The sequence below is a fragment of the Hoeflea sp. TYP-13 genome (assembly GCF_040932035.1).
Taxonomy (GTDB): Bacteria; Pseudomonadota; Alphaproteobacteria; order Rhizobiales; family Rhizobiaceae; genus Hoeflea_A.
The window spans coordinates 462,619-487,246 of sequence record NZ_JBFRBB010000004.1; the positions used below are offsets into that span (position 1 = coordinate 462,619).

Genomic DNA, 24,628 nt, shown 5'->3' on the forward strand with positions numbered 1-24,628 from the left:
ACAAGCTCCGTTTGGAACCCTCTGGGCGGCCAGCCGTTTGAAACGGGTCAATAACCGGTTCCTTTGCTATAAATCCCTGTGCGCCTGATTCGCGGATCGGGCCTGTCCGGCTGGATTATTGCCTGACCGCCGGCAGCGCTACGTTGCGTATCGGTGGCTGCGTTCACCGGCATATGGAGGGGTTATGGAGCGTTTGGCCGGAAAAATCATGCTGCTTTGGGGAGCAAGGCGGTGGGCTGTTTCATTTCTTGCCGGCGCTCTGGGCGTTCTTTCCCAGCCGCCATTTGATTTTTTTGCGGTACTTTTTGTCTCCTTCACCGTTCTTGTCTGGCTGTTGGATGGCGCCAGCGGAAATGCCGAGGCAGGTATTCTGGGACGCCTGAGGCCGGCCTTCTGGACCGGATGGTGGTTTGGCTTCGGGTATTTTACCGGCGGATTGTGGTGGCTGGGCAATGCGCTCCTGATCGAGGCTGAGGAATTCGCCTGGGCTCTTCCACTGGCGGTTTTCGGTCTCCCGGCCCTGCTTGCGCTGTTCTACGGCCTTGCAACCGCCTTTGCACGGGCTCTTTGGTCCGACGGACTTGGGCGCATATGTGCACTTGCATGCGGTTTTGGACTTGCCGAATGGCTGCGCAGCTTCGTGCTCACGGGTTTTCCATGGAATGCCATCGGCTATGGTGCGATGCCGGTTCCGCTGATGATGCAGTCATCGGCGCTGATTGGCATATTCGGCATGTCGGCGCTGGCTGTGTTTGTGTTTTCGGTTCCCGCACTGATCGCAACGCGCCGGGGCTTGGCGCCGGGCCTGGTTATCGCGGTGCTGTTGCTGACCGCCCATCTCGGTTTCGGATACTGGCGGCTTTCCGGCCCCTTGCCTGGTGCTGAGGACGACATCATCGTGCGCATCGTCCAGCCCTCAGTCGATCAGTCGAAGAAATGGGACGACGGCGAACGCAAACAGATCTTTGAAACCCTGCTTTCACTGACCGCAAGGCCGTCCGATACTGGTGTCCAGCCCACCTATATCATCTGGCCCGAGACATCGGTGCCGTTCCTCCTGACCAGCAACCCGGCGGCGCTGACCATGATCGGGCAGACGCTGACTGAGGGACAGACCCTCATAACAGGCGCCGTGCGTGAGGAGAGCGTCCAGGCCGGGCAGGCGCCACGATACTATAACTCGATTTTTGTCATCGACGACAAGGGACAGATTGCGGCCGCGGCCGACAAGCTTCACCTGGTCCCGTTCGGCGAATACCTGCCATTTGCATCGCTCCTGAAAAGCGCAGGCCTTGATACGATTGCAAATACTCCCGGGAGTTTTTCAGCCGGAAGTCGCCGTTATACTGTGCCTGTACAAGAAAATAAGTACTTTTTGCCAATGGTTTGCTACGAGGTCATTTTTCCCGCGAAAATGGCAGCGGAAGGCCCGCCCGCCGACTTTATCGTCAACGTGACGAATGATGCCTGGTACGGCAACACACCGGGTCCATACCAGCATTTCCGCCAGGCCCAATTGCGTGCGGTTGAGGCCGGGATTCCGCTTGTACGGGCGGCAAATAACGGGATTTCTGCAGTCACGGATGCCAGGGGGCGAGTTCTCTCGGGATTGTCACAAAACGTGATTGGCTATGTCGACGTCAAGTTGCCAAAAAAAATACACGCAGTCGGAAGTAATTGGAGCGCTAATCTAGCCTTCTGGTTGATTATCGCTTTACTTTTGATTGGGGCGACCGTTTCACGCTACAGTTTTATTCGGACCAGCAATTGACGAAAAACCCCTAAAATTGCATAGAATATAACTGTAAATTTGAACTGCTGGTGTTTCAGCTCAGTACGTCTTCCAATTGAGGCGATGGAGGCCAATACTTTAGCAGCGCCAGTGTCAACAAACACGTGGCAGGTGCCGTCACATCTGCGGGATATTGATTATGAACACCATTGTTAGCAAAAAGAAACCAAATCCCATCGACATACACGTAGGCAGCCGCATCCGGTTGCGCCGTACTATGCTCGGTATGAGTCAAGAAAAATTGGGCGAGAGCCTCGGCATTACTTTTCAGCAGATCCAGAAGTATGAAAAGGGTACCAACCGTGTGGGCGCAAGCCGTCTGCAGAATATTTCGTCCATACTGAATGTTCCGGTTTCCTTTTTCTTCGAAGACGCTCCGGGCGATCCGTCAACCGGACAGCCGGGCGCATCTGAAGCGTCCAGCTCAAACTATGTTGTCGACTTTCTCTCATCATCCGAAGGCCTTCAGCTGAACCGCGCATTTGTAAAAATCGACGACCCCAAGGTGCGTCGCAAGATCGTCGATCTTGTCAAGGCTCTGGCAGCAGACTCAGAGTAAATCAGTGTTTCGGGAAATGGCCAAATTACATTGGCCCGCGCCTTTCCCGTCATTCTGACCGCCGGTCAAGAAACAAGCTAAGCCCCAGCAAGTTTCTCCCCATGCTCCAGCATACCTGCGACCGCAAAAACGGCCTGTGCCCTGGCCAACCCCCAGATTTCGATCATATCAAGATATATTTATATCGTTCTGCGCTTGTATTTGCCGTCCGTTTTAAATAACTAGACGACATCAACGTGCAGTTCTGAGAGGCGGGTATGGCGCGCAGCAATTATCTCTTCACGAGTGAATCGGTATCTGAAGGACATCCGGACAAGGTTTGTGACCGGATTTCGGACGAAATTGTCGATCTGATTTACAAGGAAGCACGCAAGACGGGGGTCGATCCCTGGAGCGTCCGGATTGCCGCGGAGACGCTGGCGACCACAAACCGCGTCGTGATTGCGGGCGAGGTTCGCGTGCCCCCGACGCTGATGAAGAAAGACAAGCACGGAAACGACGTGATCAATCCGTCCCGATTCCGTTCGGCCGCACGCCGCGCCATTCGCGATATCGGTTATGAGCAGGACGGTTTCCACTGGAAGACCGCCCGCATCGATGTGCTGTTGCACAGCCAGTCTGCCGACATTGCCCAGGGCGTGGACAACGCCGCCGACCAGCAGGGCGATGAAGGCGCGGGCGATCAGGGCATCATGTTCGGATATGCCTGCAACGAGACGCCGGACCTTATGCCGGCGCCCATTTACTATTCCCACCAGATCCTGCGCCTGCTTGCCGATGCGCGCAAGAGTGGTGAAGGCGAGGCCGCCTCCCTCGGGCCAGACAGCAAGAGCCAGGTGACCGTGCGTTATATCGATGGAAAACCCCACGAGGTTACGCAGATCGTCCTGTCGACGCAGCATCTCGATGACAGCTGGGAATCCGACAAGGTGCGGCAGGTTGTCGAGCCCTATATCCGAGAAGCGCTGGGGGATCTGCCCATTGCGGACGATTGCAACTGGTACATCAACCCGACGGGCAAATTCGTCATTGGCGGCCCCGACGGCGATGCCGGACTGACCGGGCGCAAGATCATCGTCGATACCTATGGCGGCGCTGCGCCCCATGGCGGTGGTGCATTCTCGGGCAAGGACACCACCAAGGTCGACCGTTCCGCCGCCTATATGGCGCGTTATCTAGCCAAGAACATCGTGGCTGCGAAACTTGCCGACAGGTGCACAATCCAGCTTTCCTACGCAATTGGCGTCGCTCAGCCGCTGTCGATCTATCTCAATTTCCACGAGACCGGAAAAGTGTCCGAGGAACTGGTTGAAGGCATCATCCCGAACCTGGTCGACCTTTCGCCGACCGGCATTCGCCGTCACCTTGATCTCAATAAGCCGATTTACGCCAAAACCGCCGCTTACGGCCATTTTGGCCGCAAGGGCGGACGCGACGGCTCGTTCTCCTGGGAGAAGACGGACCTCGTCAAACCCCTGAAGGGTGCACTGAGAGCGAAGACCACGAACGGAGCTGCCGCAGCAACCGTGGTTGCCTAGCTGCAGATCGGTATTTTGCAGCCAGGTCTGTTCTTTCAAGGATGATTGAACATGTCGTCTGAACATCCCAAACGTGCGACGGAAGCGTTTTTCGGTCGCCGCAAGGGAAAGACGCTGCGTGCCGCTCAGGCGGAGGCAATGAAGACGCTGTTGCCGAAACTGCGGCTTGACCCTGATGCCGCGCCGCCCGATCGTCTCGCCGATCTTTTCGACAGGGACTATCCCCGATATCGCCTCGAAATCGGCTTTGGCGGTGGCGAGCATCTGCTTTACCGGGCCCGGGCCGGTACCGATACCGGCTTTATCGGCGTTGAGCCCTTCGTCAACGGACTGGCCAAATGCGTCAGTGCGCTTGCTGCCGATCCGCTGAAAAATATCAGGCTCTATGACGATGATGCGACCCGCATTCTGGACTGGCTTCCCGAAGCGTCCATTGACCATGTCGATCTTCTCTATCCTGATCCATGGCCGAAAAAGAGGCATTGGAAGCGCCGGTTCGTATCAGACGTCAATCTTGACCGCCTGGCTCGTGTGCTGAAACCGGGTGGCCTGTTTTGTTTTGCATCCGATATAGATACCTATGTGAACTGGACGCTGCAGCACTGCCGACGGCATCCTGCATTTGACTGGCAGGCAACAAGTGCTGTCGATTGGCAACAACCCTATGAGGGGTGGCCGGGAACGCGTTACGAGGCAAAGGCTTTGCGGGAAGGTCGCGTGCCGGCCTACCTCACATTCCAGCGACGCTAGAACACGATTGTGCGTTCACCCTGTATTGACCTTGCAATCGGTCGGCTTCGGGAGTATATCAAGCGAAAATCTTGATCATCCAGAGCAAGAGTGGGCCACCCGGACCCGCTCTTTTTTGTTAGTTGGGGTCCTTGCGGGCCCGCGTTATGAGGCAGCGATTGTCCGACGAAGCAGCCATTGGCGGAACCACGGTAGAAGGCCGTCTGATAACCGAGACGGGACTTGACGCACGTGTTGCGGCCATTATCGAACCGGTTCTCGAATCGATGGATTTCCGGCTTGTGCGCGTTCGTTTGTCCGGCCAGAACGGCCTGACCCTTCAGATTATGGCCGAGCGCAACGACGGAACCATGACGGTCGAGGACTGCGAAGCCCTGTCACGGGCCCTGTCGCCGGTGCTTGACGTCGAAGATCCCATCGACCGGGCCTACCATCTGGAGATTTCGTCACCGGGCATCGACCGCCCGATGGTGCGCAAATCCGATTTCGAGCGCTGGTGCGGACATCTCGTCAAATGCGAAACCTCGGTCATGGTGGCTGAACGCAAGCGTTTTCGCGGCAAGATCGCCGAAGTTGACGGTGATGGCTTTGTTCTGCAACGGGACCAGGCAAGCTACGGCGACGAGCCAGTAGTGCGCATTCCCTTCGACGCGCTCAGCGAGGCCAAACTGATTTTAACCGATGACCTTATTCGCGACGCACTTGCCGCCGACAAGGCCGCAAAGGCAGCGCGTGCGAATGAGGAAAATGCCGAAGATAAAGGCAACTAGAATATAAACGGCGGCGGCAGGTGCCGCGCCATGCCATGTGATGGAGAGCAAAATGGCAGTGAGTGCAAACAGGCTCGAACTTCTTCAGATCGCGGACGCAGTCGCCCGCGAGAAGGCGATCGACCGCGATATCGTCATAGATGCAATGGCGGATGCCATCCAGAAGGCGGCCCGTTCGCGCTATGGCTCTGAATCCAACATTCGTGCCGATATCAATCCGAAGACCGGCGAGATCAAGCTTCAGCGCCTGCTCGAAGTGGTTGAGGCCGTCGAAGACTACTCGACGCAGATCGCCATTGAACTGGCACGCGACCGCAACCCGGAAGCGCAGCTGGGCGATTTTATTGCCGAACCTCTGCCGCCTATGGATTTTGGCCGCATCGCCGCCCAGTCGGCAAAACAGGTGATTGTGCAGAAGGTCCGTGAGGCCGAGCGTGATCGCCAGTACGAAGAATTCAAGGACCGCGTCGGCGAGATTGTCAACGGCACCGTCAAGCGTGTCGAATACGGCAACGTGATCGTCGATCTTGGCCGGGGCGAAGCGATTATTCGCCGCGACGAGCTGATCCCGCGTGAAAATTTCCGCTATGGCGACCGGGTGCGTGCATTCGTTTATGACGTGCGCCGCGAACAGCGCGGTCCGCAGATCTTCCTGTCGCGTACCCATCCGCAGTTCATGGTCAAGCTGTTCACGATGGAAGTTCCGGAAATCTACGACGGTATCATCGAGATCAGATCCGTTGCCCGCGACCCGGGCTCCCGCGCCAAGATCGCGGTGATCTCCAACGACAGTTCCATCGACCCGGTCGGGGCCTGCGTGGGCATGCGCGGCAGCCGCGTTCAGGCCGTTGTCGGTGAACTGCAGGGTGAAAAGATCGACATCATCCCGTGGTCGATGGATCCGGCGTCGTTCATCGTCAATGCCCTGCAGCCGGCGGAAGTCGCCAAGGTGGTGCTTGACGAAGATGCGGAGCGGATTGAAGTGGTCGTCCCGGATGATCAGCTTTCGCTTGCCATTGGCCGTCGCGGCCAGAATGTACGGCTCGCATCGCAGCTTACCGGCTGGGATATCGACATCCTGACGGAACAGGAAGAATCGGAGCGCCGCCAGAAGGAATTCAACGAGCGTACCGAACTCTTCATGAATGCGCTCAATGTCGACGAGATGGTCGGCCAGGTTCTGGCATCGGAAGGCTTCTCCCAGGTTGAGGAAGTCGCTTATGTCGACCTGGAGGAAATCGCGTCGATTGAAGGGTTTGACGAGGAGACGGCTGAGGAAATCCAGAGCCGCGCCCGCGAATATCTTGAAGCGATTGAGGCAGAACTCGAAGAAAAGCGTGTTGAACTGGGCGTTTCCGACGAATTGCGTGCAATCCCGGGCATGACCACGGCCATGATGGTTGCGGTTGGCGAAGACGGCATCAAGACGATGGACGATTTTGCCGGTTGCGCCGCCGATGACCTTGTCGGCTGGACGGAACGCAAGGACGGTGAAACGACGAAATTCGAGGGCCTGTTCTCCAATCTGGATGTATCGCGCGCCGATGCCGAGCAAATGATTGTTGCGGCGAGGCTGGCGGCCGGTTGGATCACCGAGGAGGATCTGATCCAGCAAGAGCAGGAGGCCGCTGAGGGCGAAGAAGGCGAAGAAGTCGAGGAAGGTGAGACCGGCGAAGCCGAAACGGCAACGGACGAGGTAGCGCAGGCCTGATTTTTGGGCCGGGCGGCTTGTTGAATGGGGTTGCGCGCAGAGGTGAACGACCGGACCTGTATCGTAACGCGTCAAAGCGGGCCGTCGGACCGGATGATTCGGTTTGTGGCCGATCCGCAGGGTGTCGTTGTTCCCGACCTGAAGGCGCAATTGCCCGGGCGTGGTTGCTGGGTGACAGCCGATAGGCGCCTTGTCCGACAGGCGATGAAAAAGAACCTGTTCGCGCGGGCGCTGAAGGCGAAAGTCACGGTGCCCGTGGAGTTGGACGCAACGGTCGATGCGCTGCTCGTCTCGGCCCTTACCGGCATGATCGCCCTGGCGAGGAAGGCCGGTCAGATGGTCGCAGGATCGGGAAAGGTGGACGCCGCCGTCCGATCGGGTCAGGCTCTTGCGGTATTCCATTCGACGGATGCCGCGGCCGATGGCGTAAGGAAAATAGATCAGGCCCGCCACGCGTGGGCCGCGTCCGGAGGCGACGAGATCAGTTCATTTCGCCTCCTGTCGGGAGAAGAAATGGCCATTGTGATGGCCGGCGGCAACACAATCCACCTCGCAGCGCTTGCAGGGCAGGCCGGTGAGGGTGTAGTGAAACGCGCAAGGATGCTTGACCGGTACCGCAATAGAGCGGAAAACGGTCAGATAGCGGGCGATCCCGCAGAGGAAACGGATACGGAATGAGCGAGACCAAGGACGACAAAACCATCAGCGTGTCGGGCAAGAAGACACTGACGCTGAAGCGCTCCGGTGTGGAGCAGGGGACGGTGCGCCAGGATATGGGGCGCGGCCGGACCAAGGCTGTGGTTGTCGAAACGCGTAAAAGGCGGATCTCCCGGCCCGAGGACGAAAAGCCCGCGTCGCTGGCAGCCGGTATCAAGCCGAAGCCCGCTTCCGCCGAGAAGCCTGCGCCCAAGGCGCCTGCCGAGCAGAAACGCGAACAGTCCAAGAAGGCGTCCGTTCTCAACGAACTGTCCGCCAATGAGATGGATGCCCGCAAGCGCGCCCTCGAAAACGCCAAGATCCGCGATGCCGAGGAGCGTCAGCGTGCCGAGGAAGAAGCCAAGGTGCGTGCGGAGGAGGAAGCACGCCGCAAGGTTGAGCTGGAAGAGGAAGCCAAGCGTCAGGCCGAAGAAGATGCGCGCCTGAAAGCGGACGAGGAAAAGCGGGCGGCCGAAAGCGCCGAAGCCGAAGCCGTGGCCGAACCGGAGCAACCGATTGCACCGGAACCTGTGCCTGCCCCTGTGGAACGACCGGCGCGCGCGCAGCGCCAGGAAGAAGCCGGAGATTCCGCTTCACGCGGCAAGCCGCAGCCACAGCGTGGCAAACCTTCCCGCCCCGAAACGCCGAAGCCGTCGCGCCCGCGTGGTGACGATTCGCGCCGGCGCGGAAAACTGACGCTCAATGCCGCTCTCAACGAAGACGGCAACCAGCGCGGCCGCTCCCTGTCTGCCATGCGTCGTCGTCAGGAAAAGATGAAGCGCGCGCAGATGCAGGAGCCGCGCGAAAAGATTGCCCGCGAAGTTACGCTGCCCGAGACGATCACCATTCAGGAACTTTCCCAGCGGATGGCTGAACGGTCTGTCGACGTCATCAAGTTTCTGATGAAGGAAGGTCAGATGATGAAGCCGGGCGATGTGATCGATGCTGATCTGGCTGAGCTGATCGCCGGTGAATTCGGCCATACGGTCAAGCGCGTGGCCGAGTCCGACATCGAGGAAGGCATCTTCGATATCAGCGACGACGAGAGCACGCTCAAGCCGCGCCCGCCGGTTGTCACGATCATGGGGCACGTCGACCACGGCAAGACGTCGCTGCTCGATGCCATCCGCAACGCCAACGTTGTTTCCGGCGAGGCGGGCGGCATTACCCAGCATATCGGCGCCTATCAGGTTGAGCAGAACGGTCAGAAGATCACATTTATCGACACGCCGGGCCATGCGGCCTTTACCGCAATGCGCGCCCGCGGCGCGCAGGCGACCGACATCGCTATCCTGGTTGTTGCGGCCGACGACAGCGTCATGCCGCAAACGATTGAATCGATCAATCATGCCAAGGCGGCCGAAGTGCCGATCATCGTTGCCATCAACAAGATCGACAAGCCGGAAGCCGACGCCAACAAAGTGCGCACCGAGCTTCTGCAGCATGAAGTGTTTGTCGAATCGATGGGCGGTGAAGTGCTCGATGTCGAGGTTTCGGCCATCAAGGGCACCAATCTCGACAAATTGCTGGAAGCAATCCTGCTGCAGGCCGAAATCCTCGATCTGAAAGCCAATCCGGATCGTACCGCCGAAGGCACAGTCATCGAAGCGCAGCTCGACCGTGGCAGGGGTTCCGTCGCGACCGTGCTCGTTGAAGCCGGCACGCTTCACACCGGTGACATTGTCGTTGCCGGCGACGAATGGGGCCGTGTACGCGCATTGGTCGATGACCACGGCAAACAGGTCAAGGAAGCTGGTCCCGCTATGCCGGTCGAGGTGCTCGGCCTGCAGGGAACACCGCAGGCCGGCGACCGCTTCGCCGTCGTTGAAAACGAGGCCCGCGCCCGTGAAATTGCTGAATACCGCCAGCGCATCGCCCGTGAAAAGGCGGTCGCAAGACAGGCCGGTACCCGCGGTTCGCTCGAGCAGATGATGACGCAGCTTCAGGATGCCGGCGTCAAGGAATTCCCGCTGGTTATCAAAGGTGACGTGCAGGGTTCGATCGAAGCCATTGCCGGCGCGCTGGACAAGCTGGGCACCGATGAGGTGCGCGCCCGTATCGTCCATTCGGGCGCAGGCGGCATAACCGAATCGGATATTTCGCTGGCCGAGGCCTCGGACGCCGCCATCATCGGCTTCAACGTTCGCGCCAACACCCAGGCGCGCGACGCTGCCGCGGCCGCCGGCATCGAAATCCGCTACTACAACATCATCTACGATCTCGTCGACGATGTGAAAGCGGCAATGTCCGGCATGCTTTCGCCCGAGCGCAGGGAAACATTCCTCGGCAATGCCGAAATCCTTGAGGTGTTCAACATCACCAAGGTCGGCAAGGTCGCCGGTTGCCGCATTACCGAAGGCAAGGTCGAGCGTGGCTCCGGTGTACGCCTGATCCGCGACAGCGTGGTCATCCATGAAGGCAGCCTGAAGACCCTCAAGCGCTTCAAGGATGAGGTCGCCGAAGTCAATGCCGGCCAGGAATGCGGCATGGCCTTCGAAAACTACGAGGATATCCGCGCCGGCGATGTGATCGAGTGCTTCCGCGTCGAGCACATAACACGCACGCTCTAAGAGCTGCCGGTTGTATTGAGGCTGGCGCCGAAACGGCGCCAGTCGGTTTGCTTTCATTCGCGAACGGTCCTATCCCGGCGCAAATGTTTGAAAAGGTTAAATAAATGTCCCGCTTTTCGTCGTCCGGGCCCTCGCAGCGCCAGCTGCGTGTCGGTGAACAGGTCCGTGCCGCCATCACCACTGTTTTGCAGCGTGGCGAAGTGCGCGATCCGCAGATTGAAAAAACCGTCATTGCCATTTCGGAAGTGCGCATGTCGCCGGATCTGAAAATCGCGACGGCCTATATCACGCCGCTTGGCGATACCGATCACGCATCGATTGTCGATGCGCTGAACCGCAATGCGCGCTACATCCGCAAACGGGTTACACCGGCTCTTCGGCAGATGAAGTACATGCCGGATCTGCGATTTCGCGACGACACCAGTTTCGACAATTATCAGAAGATCGACGACCTGTTGCGCTCGCCCGAAGTCATGCGCGACCTTGAGCGCGACGACGAGGTCGATGAATAATGGCGCGGCGCGGTAAAAAGAAGGGCCGCCCGGTATCCGGATGGCTCATATTGGACAAGCCCGTCGATTTCGGGTCGACCGAAGCAGTCTCCAAAATCCGCTGGCTGTTCAAAGCCCAGAAAGCTGGACACGCAGGCACGCTTGATCCGCTGGCCTCCGGCATGCTGCCGATCGCGCTCGGTGATGCGACGAAGACGGTCCCCTATGTCATGGACGGGCGTAAGATCTATCAGTTTACCGTACGTTGGGGCGAGGAACGCACGACGGACGACCTTGAAGGCGATGTCAGCAACAGCAGTGATCTGCGCCCGCGGGAAACCGATATTCGCGCGCTTTTGCCCGATTATACGGGTGTCATCGAGCAGATCCCGCCGCAGTTTTCCGCCGTCAAGATCGACGGCAACCGCGCCTATGACCTTGCCCGCGAGGGCGAGGCCGTTGAAATCCCGGCCCGTGAGGTTGAAATCCATCGGCTCGATCTCATTGCCTGCCCGGATGAAAATACGGCGCTTTTTGAAGTCGAATGCGGCAAGGGGACCTATGTGCGGGCGCTGGCGCGCGACATGGGCCGTGATCTCGGCTGCTTCGGCCATATCTGCGCATTGCGCCGCACCTATGTCGCACCGTTCGGAGAAGACGACATGGTGACGCTCGAGGAACTCGTCGCGCTTGAAAAGGTCGAAGACGATGCCGAGCGCCTGGCGGCTCTGGATGCGCACATTATCGATACCGGCGAGGCACTGGCGCTGTTGCCGCACCTGGCGGTAAACGATCAGCAGGCGCAGCGCCTGCGGTGCGGCAATCCGATCCTGTTGCGCGGTCGCGATGCGCCCTTGCCGACCGACGAGGCCTATGCGACCCGGAACGGCAAACTCGTGGCCATAGGTGAGATAGCCCAAGGGGAGTTTCATCCGCGGCGCGTATTCGGCGGATAGCGGTCATCGCCGGCCCACGGCTGTGCCGCGGATCGTCAATGCGCACAAATGAAATAAAACTGGCATTTTGCGATTTTCTGACTTATATGCTGCGCGATACGGGGCATATGTCACCGTAAAACGCGGCCCAGGCTGGACGACATCTCGGCCATGGGCGTCTTATCCCTCCAAAATGAAAGGAAGGCACGATGTCGATTACTGCTGAACGCAAAGCAGAACTGATGACGGAATATGCAACCAAGGAAGGCGATACCGGATCTCCAGAGGTTCAGGTGGCCATTCTGACAGAGCGCATTTCCAATCTGACGGAACATTTCAAGGACCACAAAAAGGACAATCATTCCCGCCGTGGCCTGCTGAAAATGGTTTCTAGCCGCCGTTCTCTTCTCGATTACCTGAAGAAGAAGGACGAAGAGCGGTATAAAAAGCTTATCGCGAGCCTCGGTATTCGCCGTTAGGTTTTTCCGGCGGGGACTTTGCGTGCCCCGCCGGTTTCGTTTCCGGGCACAATGGTGTGCGCGATGGAACGGTCACGGGGCAGGATTGCCGGTTGCTTGAGCATGCAAAGCCACCTGCTGTCTTGCCCGTGACGATAATACCGAAAAGGCCCAACGGTTGGGCCGTGTACGTTATCAAACGGGGCAGTGTGAAAAGGGTTCATGCTGTTTCCATACGAAGGACAAGATATGTTCAATACCCACAAGGTAGAAATCGAATGGGGCGGACGTCCGCTCATTCTCGAAACGGGCAAGATCGCCCGGCAGGCTGATGGTGCGGTACTCGCCACCTATGGCGAAAGCGTCGTTCTTGCGACGGTCGTCTCCGCCAAGCAGCCGACACCCGGCCGGGACTTTTTCCCGCTGACCGTGAATTACCAGGAAAAGACCTACGCCGCCGGCAAGATCCCGGGTGGCTATTTCAAGCGTGAAGGCCGTCCGAGCGAAAACGAAACGCTGGTGTGCCGGCTCATCGACCGCCCGATCCGTCCGCTGTTTCCGAACGGCTACAAGAACGACACGCAGGTCATCATCACGGTGATGCAGCACGATCTGGAAAACAATCCGGATGTGCTGTCCATGATCGCCACATCAGCGGCGCTCACCCTGTCCGGTGTCCCGTTCATGGGCCCGATCGGCGGCGCGCGCGTCGGCTATATCAGTGGCGAGTACATTCTCAATCCGCATGTCGACGAAATGCCTGAATCTTCCCTCGATCTGGTTGTTGCCGGAACGCAGGACGCCGTTTTGATGGTTGAATCGGAAGCCAGCGAGCTGGCCGAAGATGTCATGCTTGGCGCCGTCATGTTCGGTCACAAGAGCTTCCAGCCGGTCATCGACGCGATCATCAAGCTCGCCGAAGTTGCTGCCAAGGAGCCGCGTGAATTCGAGCCGGAAGATCTGTCGGCGCTCGAAGACGCGATGCTCAAGCTTGCCGAAGATGAGTTGCGTGATGCCTACAAGATCATCGACAAGGCCGAGCGTTATGACGCGGTTGACGCGGTCAAGGAAAAGGTCGTTGCGCACTTCCTTCCCGAAGGTGAGGAAGAGCCCGAATACGCCCCCGAACAGATCGGCGCCGTTTTCAAATCGCTTCAGGCAAAGATCGTTCGCTGGAACATTCTCGACACCAAGAGCCGTATCGATGGCCGCGAACTGGACACCGTTCGCGCCATTTCAGCCGAAGTCGGTGTTCTTCCGCGTACCCACGGCTCGTCCGTGTTTACCCGCGGCGAGACCCAGGCCATCGTTGTTGCGACGCTTGGAACCGGCGAAGACGAGCAGTATGTCGACAGCCTGACCGGCATGTACAAAGAAAACTTCATGCTGCATTACAACTTCCCGCCGTTCTCGGTTGGTGAAACCGGCCGTATCGGATCGCCCGGCCGCCGCGAAATCGGTCACGGAAAGCTGGCATGGCGGGCCATCCATCCGATGCTGCCGACAGGCGAGCAGTTTCCCTACACGTTGCGTGTGGTTTCTGAAATCACCGAATCCAACGGCTCGTCCTCAATGGCAACCGTCTGCGGCACCTCGCTTGCACTGATGGATGCCGGCGTTCCGCTGGCAAAGCCGGTCGCCGGTATTGCCATGGGCCTTATCAAGGAAGATGAGCGCTTCGCGGTTCTTTCCGACATCCTCGGCGATGAAGACCACCTCGGCGACATGGACTTCAAGGTCGCTGGCACCAAGGACGGCATCACCTCGCTGCAGATGGACATCAAAATCACCGGCATCACCGAGGAGATCATGCAGATCGCTCTCGATCAGGCCAAGGGCGGCCGCCTGCACATTCTCGGCGAGATGGGTAAAGCCATCAATGAAAGCCGCGAAGAGCTCGGCGAGTTCGCACCGCGCATCGAAGTCATGAACATCCCGGTCGACAAGATCCGTGACGTCATCGGCTCCGGCGGCAAGGTCATCCGCGAGATTGTCGAAAAGACCGGCGCCAAGATCAACATCGATGACGACGGCACCATCAAATTCGCTTCGTCTTCCGCCAAGGAAATCGAAGCGGCCAAAAAGTGGGTCCACTCGATCGTTGCAGAACCGGAAGTCGGCGTCATCTACGAAGGTACGGTCGTGAAGGTTGCCGATTTCGGCGCATTCGTGAACTTCTTCGGCCCGCGTGACGGCCTGGTGCATATTTCCCAGCTTGCACAGGAGCGCGTCGGCAAGACCTCGGACGTCGTCAAGGAAGGCGACAAGGTCTTCGTCAAACTTCTCGGCTTCGACGATCGCGGCAAGGTTCGCCTTTCCATGAAGGTCGTCGATCAGGAATCAGGCCAGGAAATTCCGCGCGAACCGGCTGAATAATCTCCGGTTGCGATGACAACAAAAAAACCCGCTGCTTAACGGCAGCGGGTTTTCTTATTTGTATATGCGGTATTCAGTCCTTCCACGCGCAAATGCCGATTGAGCCGCCGCTGTCCTTCGCCGATCCCGCATCGGCTTCGCTGACCAGCACCGAGGAGCCGTCGACGCACATGGCGATCTGATCGTCCATTCCTGCCATATCAAGCAGCACCTGGTCCCAGTGCCGATACTGAATGTCGTGTCCTTCGCCCGCATAGGCCCGCACCTTGGCGATATTCGGAAAGGCACCCTGCCAGAACTCGGCATGCACGGGCTTCACAGTGGCGTCCGCTTCGCCGTAATAGATAAAGGCCGGTGCGTTCACGCCCGTCAGATCGGCGACCCTGGCTGTGCAGAACCGGTTGAATTCGGCCAGCAGCGCCGCGCCATCCATTTTTTGGCCTCGCATGGAGAAGGTCCGGGCGCCGTCGTTGCGGCTTGCATCGGTAAAGCCCGGTATTTTGGCAGTCGGGCTGTTCTCGCCCAATGTCCACCAGGCGACGGGATCGCCTGCGTAGTAGGCAGCCGCCCCGACAATTTCGGCTTCCGACAATTTACAAAGGCCGCTCGTATCCGGGATTTCAGGGTCGTACTGGCTGTACGTGGCAAGCATATGCACCGATGTCACCCGGTCTCCCATCTTTTCCGCCGTTGCCGCCAGATACGGACCGCCGCCGGAAATTCCCACCAGGGCCGCTTTTTCAACGCCAAGATGGTCCAGAACGCGTACGACCTCATTCGCGTAGTCCTGATAGGTATGTCCCTCGGTCAGCGCCGTCTGGCCGAACCCGTCGCGCTCGACCGAGATTATCCGCAGCTTGAGGTCCTTGCGCAGGGTGCGCAGGAACTCGGTTATTCCAAAAACCGCGACCGAGGTGCCGGAGCCGCCAAAAAAGACGACAGGCGTCCAGTCCTTTTCGCCTTCGTCGATATAGTAGAGTGTCTTTCCATCGGCCTCTTCCAGAGCCGATACCGTAGGGCCGATGTAATCAAAGGATTCCGGCAAATCGACCGCCAGGGCGGCGGTGGAAAACACAGACAGAATTACCGCAAATGCTGACTTGATCATCTAGGTCGTCCTCGATGTTGAAATTGATGGCAATTATGCGAATTGTCTTGCGCTGAGGCATCATGCAGCGGTGCAGGGCCGGCAAATACGGCCTGCCTTCCACCTGCCATCGATGAGCTTAACGCACGGATTTTTGACGCACAAGCAGCGCCGCCGGACCTCATCCTGTGCCGGGACAAGCCGTCAGGCCGACCGATGAATAATAGGTTCACCGGTCGGTACTGTCTGAAATGCGGATTTGGGTGATTGCCGGACCGGTGGCTATTTGCCGTTGCCGTTCGACCACTGGGTCTTGAGTTCGTCGAGGACCGGCATCGATGTGACGTGATAGCCCGAATCGACGAAGTGGACTTCCCCGGTAACACCCTTTGAAAGGTCCGACAGCAGATAAAGTGCTGAACCGCCGACATCGTCGATCGTCACGTTGCGCCGCATCGGCGAGTTTCTCTGCTGGTAATTGTACATTTCGCGCGCGTCCTTTACGCCCGCGCCCGCCAGGGTGCGCACAGGTCCGGCCGAGATTGCGTTGACGCGGATATCGCTCGGGCCGTAATCGGCGGCCAGATAGCGCACGCTTGCCTCGAGGGCAGCCTTTGCCACACCCATGACATTGTAGTTCGGCATGACCCGGGTCGATCCCGCATAGGTCAGGGTTATCATCGAACCGCCTTGCGTCATCAGCGCTGCTGCGCGCTTGGCGATCTCGGTGAACGAAAAGCAGGAAATGACCATGGTGCGCGAAAAGTTTTCGCGTGTGGTATCCGCGTAAAGTCCCTTCAGCTCATTGCGGTCGGAAAAGCCGATCGCATGGACAATAAAATCGATGCTGCCCCATTTGTCCTTGAGGACTGAGAATGCATTGTCGACCGTTTCTATGTCCTCGACATCGCAGGGTATGACAATGTCCGAGCCGAGCTGCTCGGCCAGCGGCCTGACGCGTTTGCCGAAACCCTCGCCCTGATAGGTAAAGGCCAGTTTGGCGCCTTCCGCATGAAGCGCCCGGGCAATGCCCCAGGCAATCGAATGATCATTGGCGACCCCCATAATGAGGCCGCGCTTGCCCTTCATCAGTTCACCCATCGAGACCAGACCGTTTCTTGGTTAGATTGAATCATTTGACCGGAGTGTTTTTGGTCGCTGACAAGGCGGGTTGCACGCCGTGGTGCATCCCCACCACAAGTGCGAGCAAACGCAGTCAGCGGGCAAAAACACCCGGCCCATTCATCTCTGAATATCACCAACTTCGTCCTTTCAAGGGTGACGGACAATCGGCCCATCGGCGTCGTTGCGCCCCTTGCCCGATGCACCACATCGCGCTGCGCAACGCGCCTAGCCGAGTGAACCGTTTGTCCGCCATCAAATGCTTCAAGCTAACCATAAAACGGTCTAACTACCCCTCGTGGCGCCTGAATACCAGTGTTGCGTTGGTTCCCCCAAATCCAAAGGAATTGGACAGGACCGTATCGATTTTGGCGTTGTCAATCCGCTCGCGGACGATCGGCACGCCATCGAATTCCGGATCCAGGTTTTTGATATGCGCGCTTTCGCCGATGAAGCCCTCTTTCATCATCAGCAGCGAATAAATGGATTCCTGAACGCCCGTGGCCCCCAGGGAATGCCCCGTCAGCGATTTCGTCGAAGCGATATGCGGCATTTCCTCCCCGAAAACCTCGCGGATTGCGCCAATTTCGCGGCTGTCGCCGATTGGCGTCGAGGTTCCGTGCGTATTGATGTAATCCACCGGACCCTCGACGGTGGAAAGCGCCAACTTCATGCAGCGCACCGCGCCTTCACCGGAAGGAGCGACCATGTCATAGCCGTCGGACGTCGCCCCGTAGCCGACGATCTCGCCATAGATCTTGGCGCCGCGCGCTTTGGCATGTTCCAGCTCTTCCAGAACCAGCACCCCTGCACCACCGGCTATCACGAAGCCGTCCCGGTCTGCGTCGTAGGCGCGCGAAGCCGTCTCAGGCCCATTGCCGTTATATTTGGAGGACATGGCGCCCATGGCGTCAAACAGGTTCGACATGGTCCAGTCGAGGTCCTCATGGCCGCCTGCAAAGACGATATCCTGCTTGCCCATCTGAATGAGCTCATAGCCATTGCCGATGCAATGGGCGGAGGTCGAACAGGCCGATGAGATGGAGTAATTGACACCGTGAATCTTGAACCAGGTGGCGAGCGTCGCCGAAGCGGTCGATGACATGGCTTTGGGAACAGCGAACGGTCCGATCCTTTTCGGGCTGCCCTTTTCGCGGGTCGTGTCGGCTGCTTCCACGATAGTCCGCGTGGAAGGGCCGCCCGATCCCATGACTATGCCGGTACGAATGTTTGAAATATCGGATTCCTCAAGGCCGGAATCAGAAATGGCTTGCTGCATGGCAACATGGTTCCATGCACCGCCTTTGCTCAAAAACCGCATGGCCCGGCGGTCGACGAGGTCGGTCGGGTCGAGCGTCGGAGCGCCCCAGACCTGACAGCGGAACCCGTGTTCTGCGAAGTCCTCTGAAAATGAAATGCCGGATTTGGCATGGCGCAGCGATTCGGTGACTTCCTGCGCGTCATTGCCAATGGAGGAAATGATCCCCATTCCGGTGACTACAACACGTTTCATACGGTTTCCTTTCCACAGAAACTGCGGTTTTCAAAATGGAGTTGGCGCCGCGCGCTCATACCGTCAATTGTTATTCAGCGTTTTCCTGGAACAGGCCGACTCGCAGGTCGTTTGCTTTATAGGACGGTTCGCCGTCTGCCTTTGCCCAGCCATCGCCAATGCCCAGCACAAGCCTGCCGCGCCTGACCCGCTTGAAATCGACGCCAAACTCAACAAGTTTGGTCTTAGGCGTCACCATGGCGGCCAGCCTGACTTCACCGACGGAAATCGCGCGTCCCTTTCCTGGCTCTCCAAGCCAGCCGAGATAAAACCCGGTCATCTGCCAAAGTGCATCGAGACCGAGACAGCCCGGCATGACCGGGTCACCTTCGAAATGGCAGCCGAAGAACCACAAATCCGGGGTCACGTCGAATTCAGCACGAATATAGCCCTTGCCGTATTCGCCGCCGGTTTCCGATATCTCAGTGATGCGGTGAAACATCAACATGGGCGGGAGCGGGAGTTGTGCGTTGCCCGGGCCGAACATTTTGCCGTGTCCGCAGGTCAAAATGTCTTCATAACCGAAGCTTGACTGCCTATCATTCATGTAAATTCCAAACTCCCGAATTCGCGCGCATGCGGCGCTGATGCAACGTGACCCTAACACAGCTTGTTTGCTGGCGAAAAGCACCGGAAACCAAATATGGGGTCCGATGCGAACTTACAACACCAATTGATCCAATTTGGGCCGCGCGGAGGCGTGTAAAATAAATTGGACCTTTAAACTCCACTATTGAAAGATGTCACGTCTAAAGTTATATAACGTCCAATTGCCCATTCCCGGGTGCCAGTCAAGATGAAGCCATGTACAGCAAGTCGGAACACCTACCTTGTCCAACACGTTTAGCCGGCGATCGCCTGCGGTCGGTCGGTTTGCGCCCGACGCGCCAGAGGATTGCGCTGGCCGGTCTGTTGTTTGCCAAGGGCGACCGTCACCTGACGGCCGAGGAACTGCATGAGGAAGCCGTCGGGGCCGGCGTTCCTGTTTCGCTTGCAACCGTCTACAACACACTGCACCAGTTTACCGATGCCGGCATGCTGCGTGTGCTCGCGGTTGAATCATCAAAGACCTATTTCGACACCAACACGTCCGATCACCAGCATTTCTTCGTCGAAGGGGAAAACGAGGTGATGGATATTCCGACCGGCGAGCTTTCTGTCGGCGGTCTGCCGGAAATTCCCGAAGGCATGGAAATCGCCCACATAGATGTGGTTGTGCGCCTGCGCCGCAAATCTTCCTGATTGCCTGAAACGTAAAGTTCGGTCCTGCTTTACTCGTTGACGTGAAGCTTGAGCCGCCCAGCGCCGTCCGGTGCGGAAACCACACTGGGTTTTTCCGGTTCCGTACCCGCATCACCATCCGGTTCGATCTCCAGCGCTTCAATTTTAGCGCCGCGTTTCGTCACCTTGTCCGCTGAGGTCAGAATCTGGTCGATGTCGCGCTGCGCCTGTCCGAAATGGGTCTGCAATTTACGCACCCGGTCATCAAGGCGCATGACATCGTCCATCAGCCGCACCACTTCGCCCTGGATGAGATGTGCCTGTTCGCGCATGCGTGCGTCCTTGAGCACGGCCTGGACGACCTGCAGAGACAGCATCAGCAGCGACGGCGATACGATAACAATGCGCGCCCGGTGAGCCTTTTGCACCAGCCCTTCGAAATTCTCGTGTATCTCCGCAAAAATCGACTCCGACGGCACGAACATGAAGGCTGTGTCCTGGGTCTCGCCCTTCAGCAGATACTTGTCGGAAATATCCTTGATATGCACTTCGATATCGCGCCGGAACTGCTGGGTCGCCCGCTTTTGCATTTCGACGCCGTCGGCATCGCGAATGCTGTTCCAGGCTTCCAGCGGAAACTTGGCGTCGACCACGAGCGCCGGCGCCTGGTTGGGCATATAGACAAGGCAGTCGGGCCGGCTGCCGTTTGAGAGCGTCGGCTGGAAGGCAAAGCCGTTCGAGGGCAGGCCATCGGCAATGATGGTTTCCATGCGTGCCTGGCCGAACGCACCGCGTGTCTGCTTGTTGGACAGGATCGCCTGCAGGCCGACAACATCCTTGGCCAACGCCTGGATATTGTTCTGGGCGGTGTCGATGACGGCAAGCCTTTCCTGCAGCTTTGTCAGATTTTCATGGGTTGCCTTGGTCTGTTCGTTGATGGTGTTGCCGAGCCGCTGGCCCATGCCGTCGAGCCGCTCATTGATGGATTTGTTGATTTCGCTCTGCCGCGAGCCGAACACTTCCGCAATCGTCGCCATGCGCCCCTGCATCTCGGACTGCGCACCCATGATTTCGGCAAAACGTGCTTCCATTTCGCTGGCGCGTTTGGCTGCCGCCTGTTCCGCCTCTTCAAGTGCCGCGGCCTTTATCCGGCTGGAGCGCCGGCCCGCCCAGACACCTGCAAACACCACCAGCAGCAGCACCACAGCCGCTGCGGTGACAAGGTTGCCCAATGTAATGAGTGTCTGGCCGATCTGCGCGACCGGGGTGTCGAAAGAAAGTTGTACCGCATCCATGGCGCAAGCTTATATGATTCTCTGATATATGCCAGATCAAAACAGGAACACGGGCCATCTCCCGAATTGACGTTGCGCTTTCGAATGCGTAGATGCATGCCATGACAATAAAACCGCTTGTTCTTCTTCCCGACCCGATCCTGCGCGCCGAATCCGATCCGATCGAGCGTGTCGACGAGGATCTGAAAAAGCTCGCCGATGATATGCTGGAAACGATGTATGATGCGCCCGGCATCGGGCTTGCAGCCATACAGGTGGGCATTCCGCGCCGTCTTCTGGTGATCGACTGCTCGAAGGAAGAGGAGGAGAACGCGCCGCTGGTCTTCATCAATCCGAAAATCGTCGCAAGTTCGGAGGAACGCTCCACCTATGAGGAAGGCTGTCTTTCGATCCCCGACTACTACGCCGAGGTGGAACGGCCTGCGCAGGTGACGGTCGATTATCTCGACCGCGAGGGCAAGGAACAGCAGATCGAGGCCGACGGCCTGCTTGCAACCTGCCTGCAGCATGAAATCGATCATCTGAACGGCGTCCTGTTCATCGACCACATTTCCAAGCTGAAGCGGAACATGGTGATTAAGAAGTTCACCAAGCTGGCCAAAAGCCGGGGTGGAACGCGGCTTTGATTTCAAACCGGAACAGACGCTGATTGACGGCAAAGGGCAGGAGAGACGTCTTGCGTATCATCTTCATGGGAACGCCGGAATTTGCTGTGCCGACACTCGCATCCCTTGCCGGTTACGGCCACGAGATAGTCGCGGTCTACACGCAGCCGCCGCGCCCGGCCGGACGGCGTGGACTTGAGGTCGTTAAGTCGCCGGTGCATCGGCAGTCCGAGATTCTGGGCTTTCCGGTTCATACCCCTGAAAGCCTCAGGGATGCGGGCGAACAGGAAAAGTTCAGAGCCCTCGGCGCCGATGTGGCCGTCGTCGTTGCCTATGGCCAGCTCTTGCCTGAGGCCATCCTCACCGGAACGCGCCTTGGCTGCTACAACGGCCACGCATCGCTTCTGCCGCGCTGGCGCGGCGCCGCGCCTATCCAGCGCGCCATCATGGCCGGCGACACCGAGACCGGCATCATGGTGATGAAAATGGATGCCGGCCTCGATACCGGCCCCATCGCCATGGAAGAGCGTGTTGCAATAAGCCCGGAGATGACGGCGGGCGAGTTGCACGACAAGCTGATGCTGATCGGCGGCGATCTGATGCAACGGGCAATGGCGGCGCTGGAGCGCGACTCCCTGACCCTGACGCCGCAGCCCGAGGAAGGTGTCGCCTACGCCGCAAAGATCAGCAAGGGCGAGACGCGCATCGATTTTTCCAAAGACGCCGCTGCCGTTCACAACCATATCCGCGGCCTGTCGCCGTTTCCGGGCGCCTGGTGCGAAATGCTGCTGGGCGGCAAGAGGGAACGGGTCAAGATACTGCGGTCGGGCATTGCCAAAGCAGAAGGGCCGGCCGGCTCCGTGCTCGATGACAGGCTGACGATTGCCTGTGGTTCCGGCGCGGTGCGCCTGCTGCGGCTGCAAAAGGCCGGCGGCAAGGCAATGAATGCGGATGAATTCCTGCGCGGCAATCCTCTGGAAGCTGGAACGGTTATGGGCTGATGCAGCGCTACAAGCTGACAATCGAATATGACGGAACGCCCTATGTCGGCTGGCAGCGCCAGAACAACGGCAGGTCGGTGCAGGGTGCAATCGAGGCTGCGGGTAAAAATTTCTGCGGCCATGCGTTGTCGGTGCGCGGTGCCGGGCGCACGGATGCCGGCGTTCATGCCTTCGGCCAGGTCGCGCATGTTGATTTCGAAAAGGCCTGGTCCGCCGAAACCGTCCGCAACGCCATCAATTCCTATCTGGGGCAGGCCGGCGAGCGGGTTGTAATCCTGCAGGCCGAAGCCGTCGATGACGAGTTCGACGCCAGGTTTTCAGCCACCAGACGCCACTATCTCTACCGCATCATCAACCGCCGGGTGCCGCTGGCGATCGAGCGGAACCGGGCGCTATGGGTATCGAAAAAGCTTGACGCGGACGCCATGCATGAGGCTGCGCAGCGCCTGATCGGCCGGCATGATTTTACCACCTTCCGCTCGTCCCATTGCCAGGCGAAAAACCCCGTGCGCACGCTTGACCGGCTGGATGTGAGGCGCACCGGCGATCTCATCGAAATCTTCGCCACTGCGCAGTCCTTTCTGCACAATCAGATCCGCTCGTTTGCCGGAACGCTGCGCATGGTGGGCGAGGGTGAGTGGACCGCCGACGACGTTGAGGCAGCGCTGGAGGCGAAGGACCGGTCCGCCTGCGGGCCTGTCGCCGGGCCGGAAGGGCTCTATTTCATGAAAGTCGAATATGGTTCGGAGGAAAGCTGATATGTCGGTGACCATCTATCACAATCCCAATTGCGGCACGTCGCGCAACACGCTGGCAATTATCCGCGAGGCGGGGATCGAGCCTGAAATTATCGAATATCTGCAATCCCCGCCTAGCCGCGAAAAGCTCGTCGATCTGATCGCCGCGATGGATATTCCGGTCCGCGAATTGCTGCGCCAGAAGGGTTCTCCCTATGACGAACTCGGCCTTGGCGATGAAAAATGGACCGATGACGAACTGATCGACTTTATCGTCGCCCATCCGATCCTGATGAACCGCCCCGTTGTTGTCACCGATCTAGGCGCCGCGCTCTGCCGACCCAAGGAAAAGGTCTACGACCTGCTTGAAAGCGCTTCGAAATAGGCGTTCAGCGGCAGGGGAAGCATCACCGGTCACAACGATGTGAACACGGATCCCCGCCGTCTTCCGTTGCAATCCAGCCATCCACCTCCCACATGCGCTCCCGCATTTGTTCCGCGCGGCTGCCATGAAGGGAGGTTTCCCGAGGCGTCACCGTCGGTGAGAATATCCGCGATGGACGATCGCCATGCACGCGCATGGCAGAAACACAAAAATGGAAGAATTATTCGCTATATTTTCCGATCCGGTGTCCTGGGCAGCGCTCGCGACCCTGATCGTCATGGAAGTCGTGCTTGGCATCGACAACCTCGTTTTCATTGCCATCCTGACCAACAAGCTTCCCGAGGCTCAAAGGTCGCGGGCCCGCAGGATCGGTATTGGTCTCGCCCTTGTTCTCAGGCTGGCGCTTTTGACGATGATCGCAGCGATCATGCGGCTGACGGCACCGGTTCTCGAATTTGCCGATGCCGAACTCTCATGGCGCGATATCATTTTGATTTCCGGCGGCCTCTTCCTGGTCTGGAAAGCGACGATGGAAATCCATCACCTGGTCGATCCGAGTCCGGCGCGGACTGCTGGCACAAGAGCAGCCGTCATCGGATTTGCCGCCGCGATCATGCAAATCCTGGCTCTGGACCTGGTCTTTTCGATCGACAGCATCATCACCGCCGTCGGCATGACGCCGCATATTCCGATCATGATGATCGCCGTGGTTTTCGCGGTGGGCGCAATGCTGATCGCTGCCGATCCGCTGGCGATTTTCGTCCAGCGCAATCCGACCATTGTCATGCTGGCTCTGGGCTTTCTGCTTCTGATCGGCACAGCGCTTATCGCAGACGGCTTCGGCGTCCACATTCCGCGCGGCTACATCTACGCCGCGATGGGCTTTTCGGCGCTGGTCGAGACACTCAACATGATGGCCCGGCGTGCAAGGCTGAAGCGTGTCCGCTCCGCCAGGCGGGTGACGTCAGGCAGATAAA

23 protein-coding genes are annotated in these 24,628 nt (G+C 58.5%); 18 read left to right on the plus strand and 5 right to left on the minus strand.

What is annotated here, in order from left to right:
- The first annotated feature begins 184 nt into the window (after window positions 1-184).
- The 12 genes from lnt to pnp all read left to right on the plus strand — a co-directional run bounded on the left by lnt (window position 185) and on the right by pnp (window position 14,646).
- On the plus strand, window positions 185-1,771 hold the full coding sequence (lnt, locus tag ABVT35_RS22470) for an apolipoprotein N-acyltransferase (RefSeq protein ID WP_368469495.1): 1,587 nt from the start codon (window positions 185-187) through the stop codon (window positions 1,769-1,771).
- A 160-nt stretch (window positions 1,772-1,931) separates the two neighbouring features.
- On the plus strand, window positions 1,932-2,351 hold the full coding sequence (locus ABVT35_RS22475; RefSeq protein ID WP_368469497.1) for a helix-turn-helix domain-containing protein: 420 nt from the start codon (window positions 1,932-1,934) through the stop codon (window positions 2,349-2,351).
- A gap of 257 nt (window positions 2,352-2,608) precedes the next feature.
- Window positions 2,609-3,889, plus strand: a complete 1,281-nt coding sequence (metK, locus tag ABVT35_RS22480; RefSeq protein ID WP_368469498.1) for a methionine adenosyltransferase — start codon at window positions 2,609-2,611, stop codon at window positions 3,887-3,889.
- A gap of 51 nt (window positions 3,890-3,940) precedes the next feature.
- Window positions 3,941-4,639 carry a tRNA (guanosine(46)-N(7))-methyltransferase TrmB gene (locus ABVT35_RS22485; protein ID WP_368469500.1) on the plus strand — a complete coding sequence of 233 codons (699 nt, stop codon included), beginning with the start codon at window positions 3,941-3,943 and terminating at the stop codon, window positions 4,637-4,639.
- A 176-nt stretch (window positions 4,640-4,815) separates the two neighbouring features.
- Window positions 4,816-5,409 (plus strand): ribosome maturation factor RimP, encoded by a 594-nt coding sequence (gene rimP, locus ABVT35_RS22490; protein ID WP_368469712.1) that lies wholly within the window; start codon window positions 4,816-4,818, stop codon window positions 5,407-5,409.
- Window positions 5,410-5,461: 52 nt separating this feature from the next.
- Window positions 5,462-7,120 carry a transcription termination factor NusA gene (nusA, locus tag ABVT35_RS22495; protein ID WP_368469502.1) on the plus strand — a complete coding sequence of 553 codons (1,659 nt, stop codon included), beginning with the start codon at window positions 5,462-5,464 and terminating at the stop codon, window positions 7,118-7,120.
- 24 nt (window positions 7,121-7,144) lie between these two features.
- Entirely contained in the window at window positions 7,145-7,798 is a 654-nt protein-coding gene (locus tag ABVT35_RS22500) for an RNA-binding protein (protein WP_368469504.1), read from the plus strand.
- Entirely contained in the window at window positions 7,795-10,386 is a 2,592-nt protein-coding gene (gene infB, locus ABVT35_RS22505; protein ID WP_368469506.1) for a translation initiation factor IF-2, read from the plus strand. The genes ABVT35_RS22500 and infB overlap by 4 nt, the downstream gene beginning before the upstream one ends.
- Window positions 10,387-10,490: 104 nt before the next feature.
- Window positions 10,491-10,898 carry a 30S ribosome-binding factor RbfA gene (rbfA, locus tag ABVT35_RS22510; RefSeq protein ID WP_368469507.1) on the plus strand — a complete coding sequence of 136 codons (408 nt, stop codon included), beginning with the start codon at window positions 10,491-10,493 and terminating at the stop codon, window positions 10,896-10,898.
- Window positions 10,898-11,833, plus strand: a complete 936-nt coding sequence (gene truB, locus ABVT35_RS22515) for a tRNA pseudouridine(55) synthase TruB (protein WP_368469509.1) — start codon at window positions 10,898-10,900, stop codon at window positions 11,831-11,833. The genes rbfA and truB overlap by 1 nt, the downstream gene beginning before the upstream one ends.
- Before the next feature lie 188 nt (window positions 11,834-12,021).
- Window positions 12,022-12,291, plus strand: coding sequence for a 30S ribosomal protein S15 (gene rpsO, locus ABVT35_RS22520; protein WP_368469511.1), 270 nt, complete (start codon window positions 12,022-12,024; stop codon window positions 12,289-12,291).
- 228 nt (window positions 12,292-12,519) lie between these two features.
- Window positions 12,520-14,646: a polyribonucleotide nucleotidyltransferase gene (gene pnp, locus ABVT35_RS22525; protein ID WP_368469514.1), complete on the plus strand. Its 2,127-nt coding sequence runs from the start codon at window positions 12,520-12,522 to the stop codon at window positions 14,644-14,646.
- A 73-nt stretch (window positions 14,647-14,719) separates the two neighbouring features.
- Here the strand turns inward: pnp and ABVT35_RS22530 are convergent, their stop codons facing one another.
- The 4 genes from ABVT35_RS22530 to fabA form a co-directional block, all read right to left on the minus strand.
- Window positions 14,720-15,754, minus strand: coding sequence for an alpha/beta fold hydrolase (locus ABVT35_RS22530; RefSeq protein ID WP_368469515.1), 1,035 nt, complete (start codon window positions 15,752-15,754; stop codon window positions 14,720-14,722).
- A gap of 261 nt (window positions 15,755-16,015) precedes the next feature.
- Window positions 16,016-16,834, minus strand: a complete 819-nt coding sequence (gene fabI / locus ABVT35_RS22535) for an enoyl-ACP reductase FabI (RefSeq protein ID WP_368469517.1) — start codon at window positions 16,832-16,834, stop codon at window positions 16,016-16,018.
- Between the two features lie 310 nt (window positions 16,835-17,144).
- On the minus strand, window positions 17,145-18,368 hold the full coding sequence (fabB, locus tag ABVT35_RS22540) for a beta-ketoacyl-ACP synthase I (protein WP_368469518.1): 1,224 nt from the start codon (window positions 18,366-18,368) through the stop codon (window positions 17,145-17,147).
- Window positions 18,369-18,438: 70 nt separating this feature from the next.
- Complete coding sequence (fabA, locus tag ABVT35_RS22545; protein ID WP_368469519.1) at window positions 18,439-18,954, minus strand: 3-hydroxyacyl-[acyl-carrier-protein] dehydratase FabA; 516 nt, start codon at window positions 18,952-18,954, stop codon at window positions 18,439-18,441.
- Between the two features lie 257 nt (window positions 18,955-19,211).
- Here fabA and irrA point away from each other — a divergent pair, with 257 nt between their 5' ends.
- On the plus strand, window positions 19,212-19,649 hold the full coding sequence (irrA, locus tag ABVT35_RS22550) for an iron response transcriptional regulator IrrA (protein WP_368469522.1): 438 nt from the start codon (window positions 19,212-19,214) through the stop codon (window positions 19,647-19,649).
- Between the two features lie 29 nt (window positions 19,650-19,678).
- Here irrA and ABVT35_RS22555 read toward each other — a convergent pair whose 3' ends face one another.
- The gene (locus ABVT35_RS22555; protein WP_368469524.1) at window positions 19,679-20,923 is read right to left on the minus strand and encodes a DNA recombination protein RmuC; all 1,245 of its coding nucleotides are present in this window, start codon (window positions 20,921-20,923) and stop codon (window positions 19,679-19,681) included.
- A 101-nt stretch (window positions 20,924-21,024) separates the two neighbouring features.
- Between ABVT35_RS22555 and def the strand changes: the two genes are divergently transcribed.
- The 5 genes from def to ABVT35_RS22580 all read left to right on the plus strand — a co-directional run bounded on the left by def (window position 21,025) and on the right by ABVT35_RS22580 (window position 24,627).
- The gene (gene def, locus ABVT35_RS22560) at window positions 21,025-21,549 is read left to right on the plus strand and encodes a peptide deformylase (RefSeq protein ID WP_368469527.1); all 525 of its coding nucleotides are present in this window, start codon (window positions 21,025-21,027) and stop codon (window positions 21,547-21,549) included.
- Between the two features lie 50 nt (window positions 21,550-21,599).
- Window positions 21,600-22,529, plus strand: a complete 930-nt coding sequence (gene fmt, locus ABVT35_RS22565; RefSeq protein WP_368469529.1) for a methionyl-tRNA formyltransferase — start codon at window positions 21,600-21,602, stop codon at window positions 22,527-22,529.
- A complete protein-coding gene (gene truA / locus ABVT35_RS22570; protein WP_368469531.1) occupies window positions 22,529-23,287 on the plus strand; it encodes a tRNA pseudouridine(38-40) synthase TruA in 759 nt (252 codons plus the stop codon). The genes fmt and truA overlap by 1 nt, the downstream gene beginning before the upstream one ends.
- Before the next feature lies 1 nt (window position 23,288).
- The gene (arsC, locus tag ABVT35_RS22575) at window positions 23,289-23,651 is read left to right on the plus strand and encodes an arsenate reductase (glutaredoxin) (protein ID WP_368469533.1); all 363 of its coding nucleotides are present in this window, start codon (window positions 23,289-23,291) and stop codon (window positions 23,649-23,651) included.
- Between the two features lie 211 nt (window positions 23,652-23,862).
- The gene (locus ABVT35_RS22580) at window positions 23,863-24,627 is read left to right on the plus strand and encodes a TerC family protein (RefSeq protein ID WP_368469534.1); all 765 of its coding nucleotides are present in this window, start codon (window positions 23,863-23,865) and stop codon (window positions 24,625-24,627) included.
- Window position 24,628: the final 1 nt, after the last annotated feature.

What these genes read in the sequence shown, in the direction of transcription:
- lnt (WP_368469495.1), top strand. Translation starts at nt 185, where the DNA reads ATGGAGCGTTTGGCCGGAAAAATCATGCTGCTTTGGGGAGCAAGGCGG.
- ABVT35_RS22475 (WP_368469497.1), top strand. Translation starts at nt 1,932, where the DNA reads ATGAACACCATTGTTAGCAAAAAGAAACCAAATCCCATCGACATACAC.
- metK (WP_368469498.1), top strand. Translation starts at nt 2,609, where the DNA reads ATGGCGCGCAGCAATTATCTCTTCACGAGTGAATCGGTATCTGAAGGA.
- ABVT35_RS22485 (WP_368469500.1), top strand. Translation starts at nt 3,941, where the DNA reads ATGTCGTCTGAACATCCCAAACGTGCGACGGAAGCGTTTTTCGGTCGC.
- nusA (WP_368469502.1), top strand. Translation starts at nt 5,462, where the DNA reads ATGGCAGTGAGTGCAAACAGGCTCGAACTTCTTCAGATCGCGGACGCA.
- ABVT35_RS22500 (WP_368469504.1), top strand. Translation starts at nt 7,145, where the DNA reads ATGGGGTTGCGCGCAGAGGTGAACGACCGGACCTGTATCGTAACGCGT.
- infB (WP_368469506.1), top strand. Translation starts at nt 7,795, where the DNA reads ATGAGCGAGACCAAGGACGACAAAACCATCAGCGTGTCGGGCAAGAAG.
- rbfA (WP_368469507.1), top strand. Translation starts at nt 10,491, where the DNA reads ATGTCCCGCTTTTCGTCGTCCGGGCCCTCGCAGCGCCAGCTGCGTGTC.
- truB (WP_368469509.1), top strand. Translation starts at nt 10,898, where the DNA reads ATGGCGCGGCGCGGTAAAAAGAAGGGCCGCCCGGTATCCGGATGGCTC.
- rpsO (WP_368469511.1), top strand. Translation starts at nt 12,022, where the DNA reads ATGTCGATTACTGCTGAACGCAAAGCAGAACTGATGACGGAATATGCA.
- pnp (WP_368469514.1), top strand. Translation starts at nt 12,520, where the DNA reads ATGTTCAATACCCACAAGGTAGAAATCGAATGGGGCGGACGTCCGCTC.
- ABVT35_RS22530 (WP_368469515.1), bottom strand. Translation starts at nt 15,754, where the DNA reads ATGATCAAGTCAGCATTTGCGGTAATTCTGTCTGTGTTTTCCACCGCC.
- fabI (WP_368469517.1), bottom strand. Translation starts at nt 16,834, where the DNA reads ATGGGTGAACTGATGAAGGGCAAGCGCGGCCTCATTATGGGGGTCGCC.
- fabB (WP_368469518.1), bottom strand. Translation starts at nt 18,368, where the DNA reads ATGAAACGTGTTGTAGTCACCGGAATGGGGATCATTTCCTCCATTGGC.
- fabA (WP_368469519.1), bottom strand. Translation starts at nt 18,954, where the DNA reads ATGAATGATAGGCAGTCAAGCTTCGGTTATGAAGACATTTTGACCTGC.
- irrA (WP_368469522.1), top strand. Translation starts at nt 19,212, where the DNA reads ATGTACAGCAAGTCGGAACACCTACCTTGTCCAACACGTTTAGCCGGC.
- ABVT35_RS22555 (WP_368469524.1), bottom strand. Translation starts at nt 20,923, where the DNA reads ATGGATGCGGTACAACTTTCTTTCGACACCCCGGTCGCGCAGATCGGC.
- def (WP_368469527.1), top strand. Translation starts at nt 21,025, where the DNA reads ATGACAATAAAACCGCTTGTTCTTCTTCCCGACCCGATCCTGCGCGCC.
- truA (WP_368469531.1), top strand. Translation starts at nt 22,529, where the DNA reads ATGCAGCGCTACAAGCTGACAATCGAATATGACGGAACGCCCTATGTC.
- arsC (WP_368469533.1), top strand. Translation starts at nt 23,289, where the DNA reads ATGTCGGTGACCATCTATCACAATCCCAATTGCGGCACGTCGCGCAAC.
- ABVT35_RS22580 (WP_368469534.1), top strand. Translation starts at nt 23,863, where the DNA reads ATGGAAGAATTATTCGCTATATTTTCCGATCCGGTGTCCTGGGCAGCG.